7 protein-coding genes and 1 pseudogene are annotated in these 6,769 nt (G+C 58.2%); all 8 read left to right on the top strand.

What is annotated here, in order from left to right:
- A complete protein-coding gene (locus ABJD00_RS14745) occupies window positions 1–1,149 on the top strand; it encodes a TRAP transporter substrate-binding protein (RefSeq protein ID WP_413836185.1) in 1,149 nt (382 codons plus the stop codon).
- A 109-nt stretch (window positions 1,150–1,258) separates the two neighbouring features.
- Window positions 1,259–1,777, top strand: coding sequence for a TRAP transporter small permease (locus ABJD00_RS14750; protein ID WP_413836183.1), 519 nt, complete (start codon window positions 1,259–1,261; stop codon window positions 1,775–1,777).
- A 5-nt stretch (window positions 1,778–1,782) separates the two neighbouring features.
- On the top strand, window positions 1,783–3,111 hold the full coding sequence (locus tag ABJD00_RS14755) for a TRAP transporter large permease (RefSeq protein ID WP_413836180.1): 1,329 nt from the start codon (window positions 1,783–1,785) through the stop codon (window positions 3,109–3,111).
- A gap of 12 nt (window positions 3,112–3,123) precedes the next feature.
- Window positions 3,124–4,431: a histidinol dehydrogenase gene (gene hisD, locus ABJD00_RS14760; RefSeq protein ID WP_413836177.1), complete on the top strand. Its 1,308-nt coding sequence runs from the start codon at window positions 3,124–3,126 to the stop codon at window positions 4,429–4,431.
- A complete protein-coding gene (locus ABJD00_RS14765; protein WP_413836174.1) occupies window positions 4,424–5,185 on the top strand; it encodes an SDR family NAD(P)-dependent oxidoreductase in 762 nt (253 codons plus the stop codon). The genes hisD and ABJD00_RS14765 overlap by 8 nt, the downstream gene beginning before the upstream one ends.
- Window positions 5,182–6,162, top strand: a complete 981-nt coding sequence (locus ABJD00_RS14770; RefSeq protein WP_413836172.1) for an alcohol dehydrogenase catalytic domain-containing protein — start codon at window positions 5,182–5,184, stop codon at window positions 6,160–6,162. Before ABJD00_RS14765 ends, ABJD00_RS14770 begins: the two co-directional genes overlap by 4 nt.
- A 30-nt stretch (window positions 6,163–6,192) precedes the next feature.
- Window positions 6,193–6,606: a universal stress protein gene (locus ABJD00_RS14775; RefSeq protein WP_413836169.1), complete on the top strand. Its 414-nt coding sequence runs from the start codon at window positions 6,193–6,195 to the stop codon at window positions 6,604–6,606.
- A 39-nt stretch (window positions 6,607–6,645) separates the two neighbouring features.
- Window positions 6,646–6,769: pseudogene (locus tag ABJD00_RS14780) on the top strand (sulfopyruvate decarboxylase subunit alpha); the annotation flags it as partial.

The following is a 6,769-nucleotide window of genomic DNA, read 5'->3' on the forward strand; positions in this document are numbered from 1 at the left end:
ATGAACGAAGACCGCAAGGAACTTGCGTCGGCCGAGCGCCGGAATTTTCTGAAACTGACAGCGACAGGCGGGTTTACTGCAGCCATGGTCGCTGGGGCCGGTGGTATGCTTTGGTCATCCAAAGCCGCAGCCCAAAGCGCGAATGAAGAACGCGCACGCGAGGCCGCGGCCGAACACGTCATGGTCTTGGCCACGGCTTACCCTGTCGGCGCATCACGCGGCTACCCGATCATGCAGCTGGACCTCAAAGAGAACATCCAGAACGCCACCAACGGCAAAGTCTATGTCAAGCTCGCCCCCGGCGGTCAGCTCGGTGCAGGCGGTGCCCTCGTTCAGGCCGTCCAAGGCGGTACGATCCAGGCAGCGCAACACTCTCTGTCCAATTTCGCACCCTTTGCGTCCACCGTTGACCTGATCAACATGCCTTATCTGTGCGGCTCGAACCAACGCTTCACCAACCTCGTCAATTCCGAATTCTGGAAAACAGCCGTGGAGCCCAAAGTTGAAGAAAACGGCTTCAAGGCGCTTTTCTACGTGAACATCGATCCGCGCGTCGTCGCTGTGCGCAAAGGCGGCGCTGGCGCTGTCATCACACCGTCCGATCTGGAAGGCGTGAAGTTCCGTGTGCCCGGTTCCAAAATGTTGCAACAGTACTACCGGATGGTTGGAGCCAACCCGACGCCAGTGGCCTGGGGTGAGACACCATCGGCCATCAAACAGGGCGTTGCCGATGCATTGGATCCTTCGGTTGGTGCGCTGGAAGTCTTTGGCTTCAAAGACATCCTAAGCCACGTAACCTTCACGCAAGCCGTGCCTGACAGCCAAGTCTATTCCTGCAACCTCGAATGGTTCAACTCAATGCCAGCAGACGTGCAGGAAGGCATCATGTGGGGCTCAGAAATGACCGCGCACCAGAACCTTGCCAAAGTACCTTCGGCCCGCGCCTATGCGATGGCGGAACTGGTCAAGGCAGGCGTCGAGTTCCACTCGCTGAGCGAAGACCAGTTGGCCGAATGGAAAGCCGCAGGTGGCTATCAGCGTTCCGAATGGGACGAGTTCAAGGTCGAGCTTGCCGGTTCCATGGACAACTTCGCCAAGATGGAAGAAGCCGCAGGCACGCAAGGCAAGTACTACGTGCACGACGCGTAAGCTGCCAGATCGGGCGCGCCACGCGGGCGCCCGACATCCCTTTTCCGCCACAGAATGAGATACGCGCCGAGGCGTGATTGTTCTGTTCGGCTAGTCAGCAGGTTCCAATATGGATTTATTGCGCCGAATTGATCGCGATGCCGAGCGCTGGTTGCTTTTGGTTTTCTACGTGATGCTGGTCATCACAATGGCCATCGAAGTGCTGCGCCGCGAAATATTCTCATTCTCCTCAATCTGGGGCGAAGAGATTGTCCGCTACTCATTCATCTATCTGGCGTGGATAGGGGCTGCGGCCGCTGTAAAGGAACGTGCGCACATCCGTATCGACGTGATCATGCACTACCTTAGTCCGCGACCAAAGGCGCTGCTGTATATCATTGGCGATCTTGTGATGTTCGGCGTTGCCGTCATCGCGCTCTATTGGTCATACGAGGCGGTTCACGTCTCTGCCAAGTTCGGCTCGGTAACAGACGGGCTACGCGTCTCCAAGGTTTGGTTCCTGATGGCTGTACCATTGGGCTTTGGCTTGATCGTGTTCCGACTGATCCAATCCATGATCCGTGATTTTCACTGTCTTCGTACGGGCAAGCCCGTGTTTGAAGGCGACACACTGTTTGAAGAAGGTTGATTTAGATGCTTTGGCAAACCTTTGAACAAACGGTCGAACTTGGCTGGGACTTTTACCTTCCGGTCATCATTTTTGTTGCCCTCATTGCGCTGGCTGTGCCCGTCTGGGCGGCCATTGGAACCTCCGCGATCATGATGCTGGTGATGTCGGGTGATCTGCCTCTGAGCCTCGTCGGCGAAAAGCTGTTTACCGGCATCGACGCTTTTGCACTGACGGCCATCCCCCTCTTTATCCTGACGGGCGATGTGCTTGTGCGCACCGGGCTCAGTCGAAAATTCCTCGATGTGGCTGAGGCTCTGACGTGCTTTACCAAGGGCGGATTTGGGTCAGCTACGGTTCTTGTCTGCGGCATGTTCGCTGCGATCTCCGGCTCTGATGCTGCGGGTGCGGCTGCGGTCGGACGCATGACCATCGCGCGTCTCGTTGAGTCGGGTTACCCCCGACCATACGCTTGCGCACTGGTTGCCGCGGGTGCCTGTACCGGCATCCTGATCCCGCCCTCCATCGCCTACATTATCATCGGTCTTGTGCTCGGCATATCCGCCTCGACCCTGTTCTTGGCCGCGCTTATTCCTGGGCTTTGCATCCTGATCTCGATCCTGATCACCAACCTGATCGTAAATCGCATCTATTCCTATGAAGGCGGCGGTCAGATGACGTTCAGCGAGTGGCTGGGTAATCTGGGTCGGTCGCTGAAATCAGGTTGGTACGCGTTCATCGTGCCCGGCATTATCTTTTACGGCATCTTCTCAGGCCGTTTGACGCCGACCGAGGCGGGTGCAACCGCCGTGGTGGTGACCATCCTGATGGGCTTTATCCTGCGTACCCTCAGCTTTGCGGACTTCCCGGCCATGCTGGTCAGTTCAGCCAAAGTGAACGGTGTCATCCTGCCCATTATCGCCTTTTCGGCACCTTTGGCCGAGGCCTTGGCCATTATGGGCGTACCGCAAGGGTTTGTCACGGCGGTGACGGGCCTCACGGACGAACCTTGGCTGCTGATCCTCCTGATGATCGGCATCCTGATCGCAGCGGGCTGCGTCATGGAAACAACGCCGAACATCGTGATCCTTGCGCCGATCCTAAAGCCGCTGGCAGACAACATCGGCATGAACGAAATCCAGTTCTGCATCATGATGATCACCGCTTTGGGAGTTGGCTTTATTACACCGCCCCTTGGGCTCAACCTTTTTGTGGTGTCGGGCATCACCGGAGAATCTATTCTCAAGATCGCCGTCCGCGCCGTTCCCTTCGTTCTGTGCATGTTCTTCGTCGTGCTGCTGATTGCCTATGTGCCAGCGCTGTCGACGACGTTCCTGCCTGAAATCTACCAGTAGGACCTCAAGACAATGACACGCGAATACCTCAAGAAAGCGACCCTGACGGCCAAATCTGATGCGTCGGAAGTCCATGAAACCGTCAAGACCATCCTTGCCGATATCGAGGCGGGTGGGGACGCCAAGGCAAAGGAATATGCCGCCAAATTCGACCGCTACGAAGGCAACGTCATGCTGACGGCCGAAGAGATCGAAGCAGCCGCAGCGCTTGTTCCAGACAAGCTAAAGGCCGACATCCAGTTCGCCCATGACAATGTCAAACGCTTTGCTGAGGCTCAAAAAGGCACTGTATCTAACGTTGAAGTCGAGATCGTGCCCGGTATGGTTGCAGGCCAGAAAGCGATCCCGGTGGATGCTGCGGGCTGTTATGTGCCCGGTGGACGCTACAGTCACATCGCATCCGCCATCATGACGGTCACCACGGCCAAAGTGGCAGGGTGTGGTCACATCACCGCATGTTCGCCGCCCCGTCCGGGCGTAGGCGTAGCGCCCGCTATCATCTATGCGGCGCACTTGTGTGGTGCCGACAAGATCATGGCATTGGGCGGTGTTCAGGGTGTTGCTGCGATGACCTTCGGCCTGTTTGGCCTGCCCAAGGCCAACATCCTTGTGGGCCCCGGCAACCAATTCGTGGCTGAAGCCAAGAGGATCCTGTTTGGCCGCGTCGGCATCGACATGATTGCCGGCCCGACAGACAGTCTGGTTCTGGCTGACAAAACTGCAGACGCACATATCGTGGCAACCGACCTCGTGAGCCAGGCTGAACACGGCTACAACTCGCCCGTTTGGCTGGTCACGGATGACCGCGATCTTGCCGAAAAGGTGATGGACTTGGTTCCGGGCCTGATCGATGATCTGCCAGATGTGAACCGCGAAAACGCCTTTGCCGCATGGCGCGATTATGCCGAGGTGATTTTATGCGCAGATCGCGAAGAAATGGCAGCCTGTTCTGACGATTACGCCCCTGAGCATCTGACGGTGCAAGCCGACGACCTCGATTGGTGGTTGGAGCGGTTGACCTGCTACGGCTCGCTTTTCCTGGGGGAAGAGACGACTGTGTCTTACGGCGACAAAGCGACAGGAACGAACCACGTCTTGCCGACATCCGGAGCCGCCAATTACACCGGTGGTCTGTCTGTCCACAAGTACATGAAGATTGTCACTTGGCAGCGCGCCACCCGTGATGGCGCCAAACAAGTGGCCGAGGCCACCGCCCGCATCTCGCGCCTCGAAGGGATGGAAGGACATGCTCGGGCCGCAGATGTGCGTCTGGCCAAATACTTCCCCGATGAAGAGTTTGATCTGACTGCGAATGGCTGATCCACGCGATATCTTTGACTTAACAGGTCGGGTTGCTTGCATCACCGGGGCCAGTTCCGGCCTCGGACGGCGGGCGGCCCTCGTTCTTGCTGCGGCCGGAGCGCACGTCGTGGGCGTCGCGCGGCGCGCAGAAGCACTCGATAGTCTCACGAATGAAATCGGCGCACAGGCGGCGGCGGTTGTCGCGGATGTGGCGGACCGGGACGCAATCCCAGAGTTGGCCAAGGCTATCTCAGTCCCGTTTGGCAGTCCTGATATCCTGATCCATGCGGCAGGTATCAACACACGCCAAGCCGCCGATGACGTCACGCCCGAAGGCTGGGATCAGACTGTCGCCCTCAACATCTCGGCCCCGTTTTTCCTGAGCCAGGCCCTTGTGCCAGCCATGAAGGTCAAAGGGTGGGGGCGGATCGTCAACTTTGCCTCGCTGCAAACGACACGGGCTTTCCCGGGCGGCATCGCTTACGGCACGACCAAAGCAGGCATTGCACAGCTGACCCGCGCCATGGCTGAGGCGTGGTCGTCTCATGGGATCACCGCCAATGCCATTGGCCCTGGCTTTTTTCCAACCGAACTCACCAACGCTGTGTTTTCTGACCCCGAGCGCGCAAAACGCAACGCGGCGCAGACCTGTATTGGGCGCAACGGGCGGCTCGAAGATATGGACGGACCCATTCTGTTTTTGTGCTCGGATGCCTCTGGCTATGTTACGGGCCAAACGCTGATGGTTGACGGAGGGTTCACAGCAAAATGAAAGCACTGGTGTATGAAGGCGTTGAAACGCTGGGGGTACGAGATGTGCCCATGCCCGACTTGCACGATGGCCAGTCATTGGTCCGCATCGCTGCCTCGGGCATTTGCGGTTCGGATATGCATGCATATCTGGGTCATGATGCACGCAGGCCCGCGCCGCTGATCCTTGGTCATGAGGCCGCAGGTGTCATCGAAGGGGGCCCCCGCGAAGGTGTCAGGGTGACGATTAATCCGCTGGTCAATTGCGGTGTCTGTACCGCATGTCGTGCAGGGCGCGAAAATCTTTGCCCAGAGCGTTTGATTATTTCGATGCCACCGCGCGAGGGGGCCTTTGCCCAATATGTCGCGATGCGTGACGAGAATCTGATCGTGGTGCCAGACCATGTGCCGCTGGAAAGGGCGGCATTGGCTGAACCCTTGGCCGTGAGCTGGCATTCGGTGCGTCTGGGGCTTGAGGCGATGGATCATGGTTTGGGACAAAGTGCACTGGTGATCGGAGGGGGTGCGATTGGATTGGCAGCTGCTTTGGCGCTCAAGGCGCAAGGCATCCAAGACGTGACCATCGCCGAACCCAACGATGCGCGCCGCGCCTACCTGATCGAGCGGTGCGGGCAACATGCCGTGGCGGTCGGAACGGGCAGCCATGCCATTGTCATTGACGCTGTGGGCTATGCCGCCACCCGCGCCATCGCGTCAGAGCGATGCTGCCCCGGCGGTGTGATCGTCCACATAGGGCTGGGCGAAGATCTTGGTGGTCTTGATGTCCGGCGCATGACTTTGCAGGAAATCACTTTTATCGGGACCTACACCTACACATCCCAGGATTTTCGCGACACCTGTGCCGCTATCTTCGACGGATCGCTTGGACCGCTCGACTGGACCGAACAGCGCAGCCTGACGGACGGCCCCCAAGCCTTTGCGGCCTTGCGCGCAGGCGCTGTGGCGGCGCCCAAGATCATTCTGGACCCGTGGGCATGACAACAGCAACAATCCGTTTGGAGACGCAACATGTACAATAAAATCCTCGTTCCGATGGCGCTGGATCACGGCGTTTCGACCCACACGCTTGGGATTGCAAACGCCTTGAGTTCCAGCGGTGGCGAGATCATCGCTTTGCATGTTCATGAAGCTCCGCAAGGGTCCGTGAGCGCCTATCTGGACGAAGCAACCGTTGCTGCAGGTTTTGACAAGGCGCGCGCCGAGCTGGAGGACAAGTTGTCAGACCACCCGGACGTGACCCCCGTAATCGTCAAAGGGCATTCCTCTCGCACGATCATCGACTATGCCGCCTCTCACGGCGTCGACTGTATTGTGATCGGATCTCACAAGCCGGGGCTGTCCGACTATTTCCTTGGTTCAACCGCATCACGCGTCGTGCGTCATGCCGGTTGCGCCGTTCACGTACATCGCGCGTCTTCCTGACATTGCGCTCCTCCCAAACCTAGAAAGGCCTCCTCTGCTATGAACATAGACAAAAAGATCACGGATGATCTTGTCGCCAACGGTATCTCCTTTGTCACCACGGTGCCGTGCAAACAGCTGGCCGGTGTGATTGACGAGATCGACGCGCGGGACGAGATTTTCC

The organism is Tateyamaria sp., assembly GCF_039945315.1.
Taxonomy (GTDB): domain Bacteria; phylum Pseudomonadota; class Alphaproteobacteria; order Rhodobacterales; family Rhodobacteraceae; genus Tateyamaria.